The following is a 17,427-nucleotide window of genomic DNA, read 5'->3' on the forward strand; positions in this document are numbered from 1 at the left end:
GGTGAACTATTTGTGGGGCGGGAGCAAAAGAAGATGAACATGAGACCATCGATCCTGTTGACCAATGATGACGGCGTAAGCTCTATCGGGCTCTGGGCCGCGTACGAAGCCCTGAAACCCATTGCGGATGTTACGGTAGTTGCCCCGGCAACCCAGCAGAGCGCGGTCGGCAGGTCCATCTCGATCTTTGAGCCCCTGCGGGCCAGCAGGATCGTGATCAATGGCGAGAAAGCCTGGTCGGTTGCCGGTAAACCTACCGATTCGGTGATTATCGGTCTCTACGCGCTCAAACTCAACCCGACGCTGATCGTCAGCGGGATCAATATCGGGGAAAATCTTTCAACAGAGTCTATCATGACCTCCGGCACGGTCGGGGCTGCGCTCGAAGGTTCAAACCAGGGGGTCAAGGGAATCGCATTCTCGCTCCAGGTGGAGGACCAGGGTGAGAAGTTCGATGATCCCAGCACGAATGCCGGGAGTTTTGATGCCGCAAAAGGGATTGTGCGCGATGTTGTCCAGCGGGTACTTTCAAAAGGATTCTGCCCGCATGCGGATGTGATTAACGTGAACATCCCATCGACCGTCAGGGGCGGGTACGAAGTGACCCGGCTCGCCCACAAGTTGTTCCATACCGGCGTTGAGAAGCGGCTCGATCCAAGGGGACGGCCCTACTTCTGGATCAATGGGCCGCTCATTGAGGATGCGGAGGAGGGTACAGATGTCCACGCGGTCCGGATAGGCAACATCTCCGTCACCCCCATAACCCTTGACTGCACGGCATATGCCGCCTGCGATGAGATCAAGGATATTTTCACCAATTAAATCCCAGGGGGTACTATTCCGCATCCATATCACCACTTTTAATTATCCGTGCATTGATTAGTATCACTTTGATGGATGAAAAGGCACAAAAACTCGCGTCGGCCAAACAGGAGGCCGGTTATGCGGCAGCCGACATGGTTGAAGACGGCATGGTGGTCGGCCTTGGCACAGGCTCAACCGTGTATTACATGATCGAACGGTTAGCCGTACGGATCCGGGAGGGGATCCGGGTATCCGGCATACCTACCTCATACCAGACGGCCATGCGTGCACGCGAATACGGCATCCCGTTAACAACGCTCGACGATCACCCGGTCATCGAGATGGCAATTGACGGGGCGGATGAAGTGGATCCAAAACTTCACCTGATCAAGGGGCGGGGAGCTGCTCATACCCGCGAAAAGTGCGTGGCGGCAGCCGCGCTCCAGTTCGTGGTCGTTGTTGACGAACAGAAAGTCGTGAACCGGTTCAGTGCCCCGGTCCCGGTTGAAGTCCTCCCCTTTGCCACACGATCGGTCATGAACCAGCTTCGTGCCCTCGGGTGCGTCCCGATTATACGTGAGGCGGTCAGGAAGGATGGCCCGGTCATCTCCGATAACGGGAATTTTATTGTTGACTGCAAATTCTATGAGATTCCGGACCCAAGAGCACTTGAGCTGGCAATTGCCGATATCCCGGGGGTAGTCGAGAGCGGTCTCTTCTGTAATTTTATGGATAAGACAACCGTGATTGTCGGTGGTGAAAAAAAGTGCAGGGTGATTACATCAGCGGATGTGAATACCCCGTAATGATTCGTTGATGATTTTTTTTGAATAAAACATTTTAAAAAAATGATACCCGCTGAATAAACGTATCAGCGGATGTAATCCCGTAATTTCTGGACAAGGGCGAGCTGGTTGGTCGCCTCTTTCTTCTTCTCTTTTTCTATGCTGTCCATGATCTCGTGGATCGGTTTTGCCAGTTCGTAGATCTTGACCGGGCGGCCTTTGCTCTCAGCTTTGCTCTCCCGGCTGGTGATCCAGTTCTGCTCTAAGAGGTAGCGCATCGCGATACTGACTTCCGGCTGGCGGAGGTCAGTGCCACGTTCGATGGCGCGTGAGGTTGCCTCAGGGGTGTTTGCCAGGAAGACAAGCACTTTTGCCACATTGCGTTTCGTACCGATCTCGATAAGGAGGTTTGCAAACTCCTCCTCTTTCTCGGTAAAATACATCACGTTTTCAGTTCTCATGCATCACATCCACTATATTTCGTTTGAACCTTACACATATATTTATTAGACCAATGATATATAGGCACTCTTATTGGCAAGCAATACCCGCCCATTTTATATACCCAAATTCTGCGGATGATGAAAGACATAACATCATCACATTGGCTTACGTCAGAATCCGGGCATGGGGAAAAAGAAATCAGATAAGTCCGATACTCCGGAGATCGGCCATGATCTTGACAACCGCTTTCTTGGCATCTTCCGGTTCCTTGCCGCCTGTAATGATCAGTTTGCCCGATCCAAAGAGGAGCACGACAACTTTCGGCACATCGAGCCGGTAAACGAGACCGGGGAACTGTTCGGGTTCGTATTCAATCCGGTCAAGGTTAAACCCTACAGCGATCTTGTTGAGATTGATGGGAGTGGCAAGATCCGCAGAAGTCACGATATTCTGGACCTTGTAGTCCAGTTTTTTCGGGATCTCAATGCCCTGTTTCCGCAGGAGCCCGCCAAGAATGTTGAGCCCCTTGCTCAGGCTGTCGATACTTTTAGCCCCGGTCAGTACCACTTTTCCGGAACCAAAAACAAGGGCCGCAATTTTGGGATCCTGCATGCGGAGAACGACACCGGGAAACCGCTTCTTGTTGTATTCGGCACCCTCGATCTGGGATGCGAGCGCGGGTAGATCCAGATAATCCGTAACCTTTGCGGAGGCCACGATGTTTTCAATCTTGAGAGAGTCTTCTGGTCTGACCTTCATATTTATTACCACCTGTATGGTTACGTTGATTTTCGGGCATTTTAAAAACCTCACGGAAAATATTCCCGTCACGGTTTTTCCAACTGCCCTTTATCAAGTATATAAGGAAAGGGAGGGGGGCATATAAAAAGGCATCGTTTATAAACGGTGCGCAATCATCATTTTCAATTCAACCGGTAGTGCCAAAACAATACTAAAGAGTTTCCCTGGGTGCGTTAAGCCCCTTTTATTCGATTCATACGATATCTGCCGGTAATTTTGATGTTTACCAGGAGAAGAAATACTCTTTCAGGATCAAAAATCCGGAACACTAATTTAAAAAAAAGACGTACGGTTCATACACAGCAATCTCGTGAGCGAAGAACGAGATCAAAATGGTATTCAGATTAACCGGCGTTCCAAAATTATATGGGCAGATACTATTCGTAACATTTACCCGCAGCGAATCATGGCAGGGTAGTCCTGCAGGATTTCAGGATTCACGGCCGGATGAGAGGGCATTATGGCTGGAAATGCATCGGGCAGTCAGATTCATTGTGCCACCGTTGATTATCCTGAACCACATCTAACCGGCTCGTTATTCCGTGACATGTTTTTTTGGGATACTGATTACCCAGTTAAAACCAAAGGAGCGCAAATGTCATAAAAAAATCAAAAAAGATGAAGTATAATCCCGGGAAGGATCACTCATCGAGAGTCGAGATATCGCCCGGGTCCACGCCCATCTCCCTTGCCTTGAGAACTCTTCGGACAATCTTGCCGCTCCGGGTCTTGGGGAGATTATCCACGAATTCGATCTCGGACGGCATTGCGATAGGTCCAAGGGTGATCCGGACGTGGTAAGTAAGTTCGTTTTTCAGCCGGTCGCTGGGCGTATGGCCAACCCGCAGGGTGACAAAGGCCTTGATGATGTTTCCCTTCAGGGGATCGGGCTTCCCGATAACCGCGGCTTCAGCCACGGCCTTGTGGGACACGAGCGCACTCTCCACTTCGGCTGTACCGATATTGTGGCCGGCAACTACAATCAGGTCATCGGAACGGCCGATCACCATGATGTTCCCGTCCGGGGCCTTGATGGCCAGATCGCCCACCGTGTAACAGCCGGGGATGGTCTCCCAGTATTTCCGGTACCGGGCATCATCATTGTACACGGTCCGCATCATGGAAGGCCAGGGCTCTTTTATCACGAGCAGGCCGCTTTTCCCGGGCTCGACACTCTTCCCGTCCTTGTCCACCACATCGGCAACAACGCCGGGTATGGATTTTCCGGCAAAACCCGGGCGCATCGGTTCGCCAAGAACGGTTGTGATCATGTGCATGCCGGTCTCGGTCTGCCACCAGGTATCGACAATGGGGCACTTGCTTTTCCCAATGACATCGTAGAACCACTCGAAGGCTTCGGGATTCAGCGGCTCCCCGACCGATCCCAGGATACGCAGGGAGCTGAGATTGTACTTGTCGGGCCATTCCCGCCCCAGCTTCATAAACATCCGGATGGCAGTCGGGGCCGTGTAGAGGATGCTCACACCGTACTCCTCGACCATCTTCCACCAGATGCCGGGATCCGGGTAATCGGGCGTGTTCTCCGAGATGAGGATCGTTCCCCCGACCGAAAGGGGACCGTAGACAACATATGAGTGGCCGGTGATCCAGCCGGGATCTGCGGTACACCAGTACACGTCGCTCTCTTTTAAGTCGAAGATATATTTCGTGGTATAATAGACCCCGACCATGTACCCCCCGCAGGTATGGACGATCCCTTTGGGTGCTCCGGTTGTCCCGCTCGTGTACAGGATGAACATGGGGTCTTCGGAGTCCATGACTTCCGCCGGGCAATCGGGAGAAGCGTCCCTGACCACTTCATAGAAGTCCATCTCCATCTCGCTGTGGATCTCGACAGGGCGCCCGAGCTCCCGACGCAGGACGATGAGGTGTTCGACCGTTGGTGCATGGATGATCGCTTCTTCAATTACATGTTTGAGCGGAATGGACTTGCCGCGGCGCACCGCCATATCGGCAGTGATGACTACCTTGGCCCCGGCCCCGACAATCCGCTGGTTGAGAGCGGCGGCACCGTATCCACCGAACACGACACTGTGTACGGCACCTATCCGGGCACACCCGAGCATTGCGATGACCTGTTCCGGGATCATCGGCATGTAGATACAGACCCGGTCGCCCTTGACAACACCCAGGGTCTTGAGCCCGTTCGCAAACCGGTTCACTTCCCGGAGGAGCTGGCGGTACGTATAGACCCGTTCTTCCTCATCGGTCTCGCCTTTCCAGATGAGCGCAACCTTGTTCCGGTTTTTCCCGAGAACATGGCGGTCAAGGCAGTTGTAGGTTATGTTGGTCTTGCCGTTGACAAACCATCTCGCATAGGGATAGTTCCACTCCCGCACTTTGTCCCACTCGGAAAACCAGTGGAGTTTCTTTGCAATCTTTGCCCAGAACGCCTCGGGGTCTTTGATGAATTCATTATAAGCCCAGCTGTAATCCCCCATCCAGCTGTTCGTCCTGTAGGAGGGATCAGGCGTATAGTACTTCACTTCGTGTTTCAAATCCGCGCTCTCTTGCATGGAGTGCTCCCAATCTACATTATCAATAATGATAATTTAACTTAATCTTTTAGTCTGAATGCCAAAATCCGCCCGTTTCAGCCTGCATTCGATGCCGAAGCAGAATTCGACAATTGCAGAATGTTTAAATCGTGCCATATCAAATTTTTTAAAAAAATGTAGTGCGGGTATTGGTCCTGTCCGGATCGGATCCCTTCTGCACGCATTTTCTTTTAACACATTCGCGAGTTTCCAAAAGGGAACAAACAGATCAGAACCGAGGTGAAAAAGTGACCCAGAAAATGTTGAGTGAAGCAGAAGGATATGATATTCTCAGGAAATACGATCTTCCGGTACCCGAGTACCAGATCGTAAAGAGCGGGGAAGACGCGGCACATGCGGCTGAACGCATGGGCTGCCCGGTTGTCATGAAGATCATCTCGCCCCAGATTGTCCACAAGAGCGATGCCGGCGGCGTGATTGTCGGTATCGGGAGCAGGAAAGCCGCCCTCGGTGCGTTCACCAAGATTATCGACGGCGCGAAGGCCTACAATCCCGATGCCCATATCGAGGGCGTCATTGTCGAGCAGCAGGCCGAGCCGGGCCTCGAACTGATCATCGGCGGCAGGACCGACCCGGCCTTTGGCAAGGTTATCACGTTTGGTATGGGCGGGACCATGGTCGAGCTCATGAAGGATGTGACGCTCCGCATTCTGCCGATAACGGAAGATGAGATCCGCCAGATGATCAAGGAGATCAACGCATACCCGCTCATTGCCGGGTACCGCGGCTCCAAGCCACGGGACGAGGAAGAGCTCGTCCGTATCATCGGGAACGTTGCCCGCTTCTTCGAAGAGAACGAACGAGTCGTGGAATTCGATATCAACCCGATCAGGCTCTACGAGAAAGGCGCCTGTGCCGTTGATGCACGTGTCATCGTTAACGATGAAATAGCAGTTGTTGAGAAGGTAGCACGAATACCGGTCCCGATGGAATATTTCAACCCCCGTTCAATTGCCGTTGTCGGGGCATCGCAGGATTCATCGAAGATGGGGTACGCCGTCATGCACAACCTGCTCCACTTCCCCGGCCAGCTCTACCCGGTCAACAACAAGAGGAGTGAGATCCAGGGGCTCAAGGCCTATCCGTCCATCACCGCCATCCCGGCACCGGTCGACCTTGCCGTTATCACGGTGCCTGCCATCCATGTCCCGGCAGTCATCGCAGAGTGCGGGGCAAAAGGCGTGCCGATGGCAGTTATCATCACTGCCGGTTTCAAGGAAATGGGCGAGGGCGGAAAAGCGCTGGAAGATCGGGTTCTTGAGATCGCAAAGAGAAACGGGACCCGCATCATCGGACCGAACTGTCTTGGTGTCATCATTCCCCCGCGGGGCATCGATACAACTTACGTCCACCAGTCGCCAAAGCCCGGCAACATCGCGTTCATCTCCCAGAGCGGCGCCATCATCAACACCGTCGTTGACTGGAGTCTTGCAAAGAACATCGGGTTCTCGAACGTCATCTCCGTGGGCAACCAGTCCGATCTCGATTTCCTCGATTACCTGCGCTATGTCGGAAAGGACGAGAAGACCAAGGCAATCATTATGTACATCGAGCAGATCACGGATGGCAAGGGATTCATGGAAGTCGTCTCCGAAGTGGCAAAGATAAAACCGGTCATTGCGATCAAAGCCGGTTCATCCCGCAGGGGCCAGGCTGCCGCATCTTCGCACACGGGGTCGCTCTCCGGGTCCTACGATGTGTACATGGAAGCGTTCCGTAAATCCGGTGTCATCGCCGTCCACACCCTCACCGGTGCATTCCTCGCGGCCCAGATGCTCGCCCACCCGAAACGGTACCCGAAAGGCAAGCGGGCCGTTATCATAACAAACGCCGGCGGGTACGCCGTGCTCTCCTCCGATTACGCAGAGCGGTACGGTGTCGAGATCGTTGACCTGCCAAAGGAGGTCATTGATGAGCTGAACGAGTTCCTCCCCGAATTCTGGAACAAAGGCAACCCTATCGACCTGCTCGGCGATGCAACCGAGAAACGGTTCGAGAAGACGTTCTCCGTTCTCGCAAAGCATGAGGATCTCTGGGATATCGCATTCATCATCACGTTCCCGAACCTCGTCCTTACTTCAGAGCAGATGGCCAAACAGATCCTCAAGTTCTCGGGCATGACCCCGAACCGTCTCGTTGCAACCCTGCTGGGCGGGGACTCGATGAACACGGGCCGGGAGATATTGAAAGAGCACGATATTCCCAGCTTCGAAGAACTGGACTATACCTACCGGGTCGTGGGACGCGTACTCTGGCAGAAGTTCCGGGTCAAGGCACCGGGCCTGCTCTAATTTTTTTTGGGTAATGTACTATTCCAGCACCTTAAATCCAGGAAGGATTTACGGAGTGAAAGAGGTAAAAAATACATGCCTAAAATTTTAATGCAAAAAAGTAAATTCGTTTTGGAGCGGAAATACTGACGCTCCAGGAGCTTCGCCCCGCCGCTATGGCGCCACGGTTGCGATAGTGCTGTATTACCTGAATCGGGATTTTTGGTAATACCGAGGAATCGCATGCGCCCCCGCCCCCAATGGGGGCAGGGCTGGCGCAAAGGGGGGCGGACTATTGTAAAAGATAGATGTTAGGGGCTGGATTGGCACTTTACCCTTTTTTTCAACATCCAGAAATGGCTTCATCCGGAAATTTTCCAACGGAATAATTATGCGGAAAGCCGCCCGGAAAAATCCGGCAAGACGGCAAAACCCGATTCTACACGATCCTGCACGTAACCCGGTTTCACCGGATCAAATTCAAAAAGAGGGTATAAAAAAAATCAGTCGTATTGCCGCCAGGTGTGGTCGCATTTGGTACAGCGGAAGAAACGGACCTCACTCTCGTCAGCCGCCCGCAGTTGCCGGAGCCACCAGATGGCGAGATTGTGCTCGCACTTGGGACACCGGATCTGGATGGTAGGCATGGTTTTTATGCTCTCTCCATCTTCCTCAACAATCGTAATCTCGTTTTCCCTGCGCTCAACTTTCTTCTTCATCTGGTCAGTGCCCTCAATCTTGCGGGTATACCCGCACTTCCGGCACTTGAGCTGACCAGCTGAAGACATGAGCAGACTCTTACATTCAGGACAGAACATCGGTATACTATGCGTGATGATAGAAGATTAAGCCTTGTACCGTTACCGGCCGGAAATTTGGTTCCAAAGACCGGATACGGTTCCGCATTTTCCTGACAACCCCCATTGAGAAAAAATTGCTCTTCAGAATCCTTTTTTTGGTATCGGGTGGATAATCCTATAATGATCGAGTACCTGATCCTGATTTCCTGTGTTGGATTTCTGGCATTCCTCGTACCCGGTCGTCATCGGAAATATGCAGCCATCATCGGCTGGATCTTTATTGTCTTAACCCTCTTTGCCGAGCTGCCAACGTATTTTGCCGAGAATAACTTCATGTACCCGATTGTCGCGTTACTCTCGGTTCCGTTCCTATTCATTACGATAAAATATCTCCTCAGGGAGGATATGCGGGCGATCAGCCTCTCCCGGGCAGCGGCGGTCGCCTTCCTCATCTATGCTCCCTTCGGGTTCGACCAGGTGCCCGCGTTTGCAATGCTGGGGAACGCCCTCATCGATCTTGTTGTAGGCCAGGTGGTCTGGATCCTCGGCCTCTTACAGTACCCGGTAACCCTGGATGCATGGAATATCATCATGCACAACTACTTCCGGGTTGAGATCATCCTCGGATGCACCGGCATCCAGAGCATCGCCATCCTTCTTGGGGTTGCGGCTGCCGTGCCGACAACACTGCGCCAGAAGATCCTCGCATTCCTCCTCATAGCCCCGACAATCTATTTCTTGAACCTGCTCCGGAACGTCTACGTCATCATGGCTTACACGGACCAGTGGTATCCCTATTACCCGGAAATAGCCGGCAACGGGGAGATCGGGTACGAGAGCTTCTTCTGGGCCCACAACGTTGTTGCCGAAATCACCGCCCTTTTTGTTCTCATCTTTATCGCCTACGGCCTCTTCCGGCTGATCCCCAGCCTCGGCCAATTCGCTGACGAGGTGTACCGGTTATATTACGGGGAGATCCGGCAGGCATTTGAAAAGAAGCCATAATACCGGGCAGGGTTTCGCAGTAACAAAAATGACCATTTCCCGGCATGCCCGTAATCGTGTATTGTTCATGCAAAATCCTGAAAACGGGATGCTCCTTTTTTGCAGCGGCGTTTTTTTTTGCAACGGCAATTGTTGCCGTTCCCTCATACCACGGGCAGGAAAAAATGTGACGGGATAGTTGTTGCAACACAGGATCAGGCAAGCGTCCGGTACAGGTAAACGATCCGCTGGATTGCAGAGAGGTTCGTGCAGACCGCGATGATGATGACCGATGCCCAGATAAAACCGGAGATGCCGCCAAGGATCAGGACAAGGAATGTCTCGGGCCTGCCAAAAAAACCAACGCCTTCGAGCGGGTCATCGATCTTTCCTTCCACTTTCTCCTTGTACCCGATCTCGGCGTAAACCACCGGCTTGATGAACGTGTTCATCAGGGATCCGATGATAGCAAAGGCAACCACGGCAAAATCCGCAACGGGCGGCACAGCAAAAAACTGGCTGATGATGGGGATGCCGGCAAGACCGATGCCCAGCAATGCGAGGGCGTCTACGTACTTATCGACAATCCAGTCAAAGACCGCCCCGAAATTGGTGTGGGCACCGGTCTTCCGTGCAACGCTCCCGTCCACAAGGTCAAAAATGGCGGAAAGGAACAGCATGAGAGCCCCGAGCGCAAACTGGCGCTGGAAGAACAGGTACGCACAGGCAATACCGGCAAGCAGGGCGAGGAGCGAGATCTGGTTGGGAGTTATCCTCAACCGGACAAAGAGATCTGCTACCGGCTCAAGATATTTCATGAACCTTGGCCGGAGGGCAGTAATGTTCATAACGTATTTCATGGGTACGCGAACCATTAATAGTTGCTCTTCAGGTCGCAACGGCGCGGTTAATACCTTTACTTCCACTATCATCACTTTATTTATACCTGGCACCAAATGTAACCGGAGAGTGAAGTGGCAATGACTACTAAAACAAACCGTCCTCACGTGCTGATGATGTCAGAGATCACTGCCGACGGCAAACTTACCTTAAAAAAAGGTGCCTCTTCCAAGATCCTGATGAAATATATGGCGCACGAGACCGAGCTTCTGCTCCACAACACCCGTGCGGAATACGATGCCATCATGGTCGGCGCCAACACGATCCGGATCGACAACTCGTTTCTCACCGTCCGTTACGTGCAGGGCAAGAGCCCGCTCCGGGTGATCCCGTGCAGCCTGGCGGATATCCCCCTTGATTCAAATGTGCTCGGGCCCGACGCCCCGACCGCAATCGCCGTCTCGGAAGCAGCTCCGAAGGACCGCATCGAGGCTATCAAAGCAAAAGGAGCCCACGTTATCGTGGCCGGGAAAACAAGGGTAGAACTCCCGCTCCTCCTTACAATCCTCAAGGAAAAATTCGGCGTGAACAAGCTGATGATCGAGGGCGGCCCGACCCTCAACTGGCACATGCTGCACGACCGGCTCGTAGACGAGATCCGGCTCATCCACCTGCCGTTCATCGTGGGAGGGTCCGACACCCCCTCGCTCGTTGGCGGCATGCACATCAATTCCGAGGATGAGATGATCCGGCTCAACCTGAAAAAATATTACCTGTGCGGCAGCAACCTCGTCTCCGAGTTCGACGTGCTGTATGGTGAGGCACCTTAATGGATGAACAGGATCGCGTGCAGTGGCCGGTCATCGGCCAGCAGCCGCAGGGCTCGCCGAAATCCCCCTCCGGGCTCAAATGGTATCTCGTGCTGATTGCCGGGCTGTTCCTCATCGCCTGCTTTGTCTTTTCAACGTACTATCTCACCCACGATGACACGCGGGGCGTAACAGTTGTCCGCCTGGAGGGAGCTATGGTGACCGGTGAGGTCTCTGACGGGGATTCAATAGGCAGCGAAGTGGTTGGCCGCGAGCTGCGCGCTGCAGCGGATGACCCGATGGTGGAAGCGATTGTGCTCCGGGTGGACAGCCCCGGAGGAACTCCGGCAGCCGCCCAGGAGATCATCGGCGACTTGGAATACGCGAAAACCAAGAAGCCGGTTGTTGTCTCCATGGGGGACATGGGGACCTCGGCTGCGTACTACGTGAGCGCCCATGCCGACAGGATTTACGCAAACCCGGACACATTCACCGCAGGGGTAGGGGTCATCTGGAAGTTCTCCGATATCAGCCGCTGGATGAGCAACGAGGGATACAATGTCAGCGTCATCAAGTCCGGCAGCAAAAAGGACATGGGAAGCACGTCCCGCCCGTTGAGTTCCGATGAGGAACTGTATGCCCAGAAGATCGTCAGCGACAGCTTCGAGACCTTCATCAGCGATGTCACGAGCCAGCGCAAGATCGACCGGTCCAGTATCGATGACGGCAGGGTCATCCGGGGCGCAGATGCAATAAAGATCAATGTGATAGATGAGCTCGGGAACCTGCATGACGCCATTGAAGGCGCAAAAAAGATGGCGAAGTCCCGATCCTAGATCATTTTTACCGGGTCAGCCTTCATGAACTCCCGGCAGACCGTTGTGGCATAATGGCCGGGGGGCAGCGTGAACTTCAGCCGCACGTCCTTATCGTTGTTTTCAAGGGATGAGACAATCTCGGTCCGAAGGGCAATGGGACGGTAAGCCCCCTCGAATTTTGTCCGGACAAACTTTGCTGCCCGCTCGAAATCAGAGGGCGTTATGTGATGCTCTTCAAGCAGCGAGAGCGTTGTGGCATCGGGAACCTGGCCGGCTGCCATCTCTTTTCCCGGCATGAAAAGAGCAATACCGCACCGCCCGCGTTTTATGTGCATCGAGACGGCCGTGAGGTTCGTGGCCGTGGCGGTGTCGGTCCTCCCGTTTGCGAAGATCAGCATGTCGCCAGGCAGCGGGTCGTGCATGGTGTGCCCGTCATCGAACCGCTGGCTCAGCGCACAGTTGAAGAGGTACGACTGGAACGCAGAGACGAACATGGAAAGGAGTTTGGGCGGGAGTTCCAAAAGTGCCCCGGCATAATCGTCCGGGTGCGACCGGAGGTAATGGAGCATGGAGCGCTCGAACGAGAGCTGGACCGGGAAGCGGTGGAGTGCGGTCTCGATGTCGCGGCTTTCAAGAAACTCCGAGCGGACAACCCGTGCGGAATCCGATTCGCCGGGAAATACCATGCCGACATAGGTCAGGACAGCCTGTTCGTAGTTCCCCTTGAGGATCCACTCCCCGACCCGGTGCGTGACCGGCCGGAGCGCCCCGAAGCGCTGGAGGCCGAAGTAGTTCGGGATTCCCTCGCTCGCCGTCTTTGTTATGCTCTCCACCGTATGCGCAAGATCGGTTGAGTCCGTGTCGCGGATCAGGATATCGAAACGGTTCCCCTGAAGATCACCGAGGAGCAGGCTCTCGTTCGAGATCCCGATGGGTTCGAGCACGATGTCCTTGAGCCGGACTTCAGAAACCCGCTCTGCGGTCACATTGAAGATGGAGATCCGCTGCCTGGTGATAGCGTTTCTGTCCTTGGTGCCGGCCCAGCCGATCCTCCGGTGGCTGATGGCGAGCCGGTTTGCGATCTCTTTTACCGCGTGCTGGAGTTCCCAGTTGGTCTTTGTGAGGTTGCAGATCAGGTACGGCCCGGTTGTCCCGCCTTTTGGTTCGGGCGGGATCTCCTCGACAATGAAATCCTCCGCAACGGACCGGAGCTTCCCGCCAGTACCGGCGGCATCGCTTGCGTAATACCGCATGCCGAGATCGCGTTCAAGGGGATAAGTGCTCTGCATCATAGGAGCGAGAGCGACCCGGTGATCTTGTCGAGTTCCTCGGACTTTGCCGGGCCGAGGCCAAGGGCGGTGATGGTGCCGGGCGGGATCTCGGTCATGCCGGCGTCCTGGATCAGGGACGTGGAGATGCCGGCGCGTTCGGCTATCACCTTGATCTCAAAGAGGGTCCGCTCGTCGTTTGCCTTGAGCACGACTTTCTTCTGACCCTCTGCCGTCCAGGATTTTACCAGGGATTTGTCTGCACCATTGTAGGCGCCTATGGAGGCGTGTGCTGCCTGCGCACACCGCTTGCCGCAGCTCATCTTGACATCATTCCTGATGATGAGGCACTGCTTGTACCGGAACTCGGGCTCGATTGCCATTGTGGTAGTTTCTTGGTTGCCGCACGTCAAATAAGTATAGCAGGCAGTGATGCGTGATATGACGGAGGATCCCCCGAACGGAACACAATCCCACTATGACCGGTTTCTTGCTGAGCAGTACCTCTGGATGAGCGGGGGATTTGATCATAATCTCCGGAAGAACCGGCATTTTTTTGCCTCGCATCACCTGGTCCCGCAGAGCACGCATACCGCAATCGACCTTGGCGCCGGCTGCGGGTTCCAGGCAATCCCGCTTGCGGAGGCCGGGTTTTCTGTTATCGCGGTGGATTTCTGCCGGCCGCTGCTGGCTGAACTCCGGGCCCGGGCCGGCACGCTTCCCATCAATTGCATTGCAGCAGATATTTTTGATTTTATGGCCTGGACTTCCCGCCATCCGGAACTGATCGTCTGCATGGGGGATACGCTCACCCACCTGCCGGACCTGGACGCGGTGCGCCATCTTATCCGGCAGTGTCACGATGAGCTGGGACCGGGCGGGAAGCTTGTCCTCACGCTCCGTAATTATTCCATGGAACCGGAGGGATCGGTTGTGGTGATTCCGGTACGCCGGGATGCGGACCGGATCTTTCTCTGCCGGCTGGAATACGACAAAAGAACGATCAGCGTGACGGACATTCTCGTTTCCCGCAAAACCGGACAATGGGAGAGAACGGCAAGTGATTACACGAAGCTCCGTGTCGCACCGGACGATCTGGTCCTGATGGTGGCCGATGCCGGGTTCGGCATTGTTTTTTTTGAATCGGAAGATGGTCTCATTACGATCATTGCAGAACGGGCGTAAAGGTCTGCCGGGAATTTTCGCACGTTTTTCCCGGGAGCCCGCGGGAGATCCAGCATATGGCCGTATATTTCGCTGTTTCTCCGACGTGAAAATGAAAACGGGTGCTGATGCATGCCGGTTGGCGTTTGTATCCCGGCACAGGATAAAACAGGGTGCCGGAAAGAAGGCCCGCCAAAGCCCGCTATTTTGCAGGTTGAAACTCGCCGGTTTGGGATTATTTTTGAAAAATAACGTAAATCCTGGCACTTTTCCAGCCGCGTGGACGTCACTTCCCCTGGAAACATGAAGTGCGATCCCATAATGAGGAAACCGGGGCCTGTACATGCCCGGAATCGTGCCTCCAAAAACACGGAACACCAGGGGTTGGTTCCCGCCGTCTTCGCCACCTTTTTCCCATGACCCGGCCTACAATCCGGTGATAATCATGACCGGTGAGATTCGGGATTTCAATACTGTTGCAAAAACCTGGGACGAGAACCCGGACCGCGTGAAGCTTGCCGCAGATGTTGCAGCAGCAATTACGGATACCATTCCTCTTGCACCCACTATGGACGTGCTGGATTTCGGCTGCGGCACCGGGCTCTTAACGCTCCATATCCAGCCCCATGTCCGCTCCATCACCGGCATCGACAGCTCGGAAGGAATGCTCGCCATCCTCAACGAGAAGATAGATTACAACAAGCTGCAAAACGTGAAGAGCCGCCACATCGATCTCGACCGGGGTGACCACATTCCCGGCCGTTATCACCTGATTGTCAGCAGCATGACCCTTCATCACGTAAAGGATATCCCGCAACTCCTTGCGCATTTTTTTGAAGCACTCCTCCCGGGGGGCCTGATTGCGATTGCGGATCTCGACCCGGACGGGGGGAAGTTCCATGACGATAATACCGGGATCTTCCACTTCGGGTTCGAGCGCGAAGCCCAGAAAAAGGCATTCCTTAATGCCGGGTTTGTCCTGGTACAGGACCGGACCGCTGCCATCCGGACAAAACCGGTGCCGGGCGGGAAAGCGCATACCTTTACAATAGCGCTCATCTCCGGGAAAAAACCGGCATAGACTTCACGGGAACTTATTGGAAAAGCGGAAGAGCTCGTAATCGGCATGGGCCTGCGAAAGCTCCCGGGCACTCTTCTCGGTCATGGGTAAAAACCGCGCCCGGTTTTTCAGGATTGCCTGCTGGATCCGGTACAGCGCCTCCGGGCCCAGGTGCAGTTCCCGCTCCAAGGGTTTGAGTTTCGGCTGGAACTTATGGATCAGCGGCTGGATATCCGACTTGTCCATCCCGTGCGCCGGATCGAACCGGAACTTGTTCTCCATCTGCTGGCGCCAGGTGAGCAGCTCATCCTTGTGGATCTCTTCAAGTTCGGTTATCCGCATGAGGGACGCCCGCGTGATATCGGCAGCAGTCTCGATCCCGAATGACCGGAGTGTGGCTTTCCTGTTTACCCCGATCCGGAGAAAGTTGTAGCTGTCAATGAAACAACTCTCAAGGAACGTGATCTGCTGCCGTTCGCGGGCCGTGTGCTGCATGGACGCAAGAACCGTCTTGTACTCCCGCTCAATACTTTCATAACTCCGCCGGATGGCTTTGAGTTTTCCCAGCAGGGCATTGAACTCCGCGTCGCCGGCATCCTTCTTCCATTTCCGGTCAACGAGCCCCCAGTTGTAGCGGGCGTTCTCGTATGCGGCCTTCCTCCGCTCCCGCTCCCCGGCTTCCCGACCGGGTACGAGGACCAGCACGGCTCCAAAGACAAGGACAAGGATAACCCCCCAGTAATCCCCGGCAAGGTCCAGGAGGACAAAGGCAATGCACGCGATCATCATGACCGCGCCGGTCACCTGGCGGAATCTCGTGAACGCAAGGGCATTTGCAATGCCCGGGGCAAGCGGTGTGGCCCGGGCCGGGTAATTGCGGGGCTGGATCTCAGGTGCCGGGCCGGGCGGTTTGATGGCGGCAATCTTCTGCCACTCTGACGGGAGATCGAATTTCGAGACCGCGTCCCGGCTCAGGAAGAGAAAAACGCCGGACTGGAGTTCGAGCCGGCACCACGGGCAGGTACCAAGCCCGGCATAATACTTGTGGGAAGAATCGGCCGGGCAGATCTTTAAGTGTTTTTCAAGGGAATTGAGGACATTCCACCACTTGTTGGCAGTGGGCCGTCCCCCCGAAGTACCGCTCTCCGTAAAGGCCTGTTCAAAGAGTTCGGCAAGGTCAGTCGGGATGATCGCGAGCCCCACGGAGTTCGGGGGCGGGGAGATCGATTTCAAGCGGGAGTTTTTCCCAAACGCAAACCGGTATTCCGCGATCGCCTTTTCAATGGGCATGTCCTCTTTGCCGGAATACACCCCGGAATACGGGTGCCGGCCCATGAAGAGGAGCTGGAAGATAAGGATGGCGAGCCCGAACGTGTCATGGTTCGGGGACCGCTGGATACCAAAGTCCTTGCCGTTGATGATCTCCGGGGGGGTGAACTGCGCAACGCCGACCTCGCAGCAGTACACATCCGCCGAGGTCTTGACCTGGAACGAATCGCAGTCGATTAAGGTCACGCAGGCATGCTTGTCAACAAGGATGTTTCCTTCATTGACATCCCCGATCACGTACCCGTAGAAATGGATGGCGTCGAACGCGGCGGCAAGGTTCTTTGCAGCCCGGACAAGGAACTTCCAGTCGGCCTCCGGGAACGACTGCTTGCGGTGGGTGGGGCCGTACACCTTGTGGACGGGTTCGCAGTCCATGACCCGGGGCATGACAAAACCGCACACGGGCCCTCCGGCCCCGCTGTGGATCAAATCGACCGGCCAGGCGGATATCTCCTTGAGGGTGTCGTTGCACCCCCTCACCATGACGCGGAGTTTCTCCTGCTTTGCCTCGTCCAGCGGCTTGTGATAGATCTTGGCCACGAATTTCTGGCTTGACGAGACTATTTCGAATACATTTCCCTCGCCCCCGCTGCCGATCATTTTCCCGAGCGGTACCTGTCTGCCCCTGCTGTCAAAACATGATCCGGGTGGAGGTGCATCCATAAGAAAAAC

At 54.7% G+C, this 17,427-nt stretch carries 16 protein-coding genes and 1 pseudogene; 9 read left to right on the forward strand and 8 right to left on the reverse strand.

Translation table 11 applies throughout. The annotated features are described in order from the left end of the window. The first annotated feature begins 39 nt into the window (after positions 1 to 39). Positions 40 to 822, forward strand: coding sequence for a 5'/3'-nucleotidase SurE (surE, locus tag WC598_RS08285; protein ID WP_372961041.1), 783 nt, complete (start codon positions 40 to 42; stop codon positions 820 to 822). A 71-nt stretch (positions 823 to 893) separates the two neighbouring features. Continuing rightward, positions 894 to 1,610, forward strand: coding sequence for a ribose-5-phosphate isomerase RpiA (gene rpiA, locus WC598_RS08290; RefSeq protein WP_372961016.1), 717 nt, complete (start codon positions 894 to 896; stop codon positions 1,608 to 1,610). A gap of 65 nt (positions 1,611 to 1,675) precedes the next feature. On the opposite strand, the gene WC598_RS08295 is transcribed toward rpiA, so the two are convergent. The 3 genes from WC598_RS08295 to acs all read right to left on the reverse strand — a co-directional run bounded on the left by WC598_RS08295 (position 1,676) and on the right by acs (position 5,371). Then, a complete protein-coding gene (locus tag WC598_RS08295) occupies positions 1,676 to 2,050 on the reverse strand; it encodes an ArsR family transcriptional regulator (RefSeq protein WP_372961017.1) in 375 nt (124 codons plus the stop codon). A 181-nt stretch (positions 2,051 to 2,231) separates the two neighbouring features. Beyond that, positions 2,232 to 2,792, reverse strand: coding sequence for a TATA-box-binding protein (locus tag WC598_RS08300; protein ID WP_372961018.1), 561 nt, complete (start codon positions 2,790 to 2,792; stop codon positions 2,232 to 2,234). A 683-nt stretch (positions 2,793 to 3,475) separates the two neighbouring features. After that, on the reverse strand, positions 3,476 to 5,371 hold the full coding sequence (gene acs, locus WC598_RS08305; protein WP_372961019.1) for an acetate--CoA ligase: 1,896 nt from the start codon (positions 5,369 to 5,371) through the stop codon (positions 3,476 to 3,478). A 269-nt stretch (positions 5,372 to 5,640) separates the two neighbouring features. Between acs and WC598_RS08310 the strand changes: the two genes are divergently transcribed. Further along, a complete protein-coding gene (locus WC598_RS08310) occupies positions 5,641 to 7,704 on the forward strand; it encodes an acetate--CoA ligase family protein (protein WP_372961020.1) in 2,064 nt (687 codons plus the stop codon). A gap of 482 nt (positions 7,705 to 8,186) precedes the next feature. On the opposite strand, the gene WC598_RS08315 is transcribed toward WC598_RS08310, so the two are convergent. Next, positions 8,187 to 8,501, reverse strand: coding sequence for a transcription factor S (locus WC598_RS08315; RefSeq protein ID WP_372961021.1), 315 nt, complete (start codon positions 8,499 to 8,501; stop codon positions 8,187 to 8,189). 162 nt (positions 8,502 to 8,663) lie between these two features. Here WC598_RS08315 and artA point away from each other — a divergent pair, with 162 nt between their 5' ends. Continuing rightward, on the forward strand, positions 8,664 to 9,488 hold the full coding sequence (gene artA, locus WC598_RS08320; RefSeq protein WP_372961022.1) for an archaeosortase A: 825 nt from the start codon (positions 8,664 to 8,666) through the stop codon (positions 9,486 to 9,488). A gap of 194 nt (positions 9,489 to 9,682) precedes the next feature. Here artA and WC598_RS08325 read toward each other — a convergent pair whose 3' ends face one another. Next, a complete protein-coding gene (locus tag WC598_RS08325; protein ID WP_372961023.1) occupies positions 9,683 to 10,315 on the reverse strand; it encodes a CDP-alcohol phosphatidyltransferase family protein in 633 nt (210 codons plus the stop codon). A gap of 132 nt (positions 10,316 to 10,447) precedes the next feature. Here WC598_RS08325 and WC598_RS08330 point away from each other — a divergent pair, with 132 nt between their 5' ends. Both WC598_RS08330 and sppA read left to right on the forward strand, forming a co-directional pair. Continuing rightward, positions 10,448 to 11,137, forward strand: coding sequence for a dihydrofolate reductase family protein (locus tag WC598_RS08330; RefSeq protein ID WP_372961024.1), 690 nt, complete (start codon positions 10,448 to 10,450; stop codon positions 11,135 to 11,137). Then, positions 11,137 to 11,952 (forward strand): signal peptide peptidase SppA, encoded by an 816-nt coding sequence (sppA, locus tag WC598_RS08335; RefSeq protein WP_372961025.1) that lies wholly within the window; start codon positions 11,137 to 11,139, stop codon positions 11,950 to 11,952. The genes WC598_RS08330 and sppA overlap by 1 nt, the downstream gene beginning before the upstream one ends. On the opposite strand, the gene truD is transcribed toward sppA, so the two are convergent. Together truD and pth2 are read right to left on the reverse strand one after the other, a co-directional pair. Further along, positions 11,949 to 13,226 carry a tRNA pseudouridine(13) synthase TruD gene (gene truD, locus WC598_RS08340; RefSeq protein WP_372961026.1) on the reverse strand — a complete coding sequence of 426 codons (1,278 nt, stop codon included), beginning with the start codon at positions 13,224 to 13,226 and terminating at the stop codon, positions 11,949 to 11,951. The genes sppA and truD overlap by 4 nt on opposite strands. Beyond that, positions 13,223 to 13,585, reverse strand: coding sequence for a peptidyl-tRNA hydrolase Pth2 (pth2, locus tag WC598_RS08345; RefSeq protein ID WP_372961027.1), 363 nt, complete (start codon positions 13,583 to 13,585; stop codon positions 13,223 to 13,225). Before pth2 ends, truD begins: the two co-directional genes overlap by 4 nt. Before the next feature lie 49 nt (positions 13,586 to 13,634). Here pth2 and WC598_RS08350 point away from each other — a divergent pair, with 49 nt between their 5' ends. The 3 genes from WC598_RS08350 to WC598_RS08360 all read left to right on the forward strand — a co-directional run bounded on the left by WC598_RS08350 (position 13,635) and on the right by WC598_RS08360 (position 16,465). Next, on the forward strand, positions 13,635 to 14,387 hold the full coding sequence (locus WC598_RS08350) for a class I SAM-dependent methyltransferase (RefSeq protein WP_372961028.1): 753 nt from the start codon (positions 13,635 to 13,637) through the stop codon (positions 14,385 to 14,387). Positions 14,388 to 14,811: 424 nt separating this feature from the next. After that, on the forward strand, positions 14,812 to 15,447 hold the full coding sequence (locus tag WC598_RS08355; RefSeq protein WP_372961029.1) for a class I SAM-dependent methyltransferase: 636 nt from the start codon (positions 14,812 to 14,814) through the stop codon (positions 15,445 to 15,447). Positions 15,448 to 16,339: 892 nt separating this feature from the next. Further along, positions 16,340 to 16,465, forward strand: a complete 126-nt coding sequence (locus WC598_RS08360; protein ID WP_372961042.1) for a CxxxxCH/CxxCH domain-containing protein — start codon at positions 16,340 to 16,342, stop codon at positions 16,463 to 16,465. A gap of 278 nt (positions 16,466 to 16,743) precedes the next feature. Here the strand turns inward: WC598_RS08360 and WC598_RS08365 are convergent. Beyond that, positions 16,744 to 17,418, reverse strand: a pseudogene (locus WC598_RS08365) (hypothetical protein); the annotation flags it as partial. Between the last annotated feature and the right edge of the window lie 9 nt (positions 17,419 to 17,427).

The sequence above is a fragment of the Methanoregula sp. genome, from assembly GCF_041645475.1.
Lineage (GTDB): Archaea > Halobacteriota > Methanomicrobia > Methanomicrobiales > Methanospirillaceae > Methanoregula.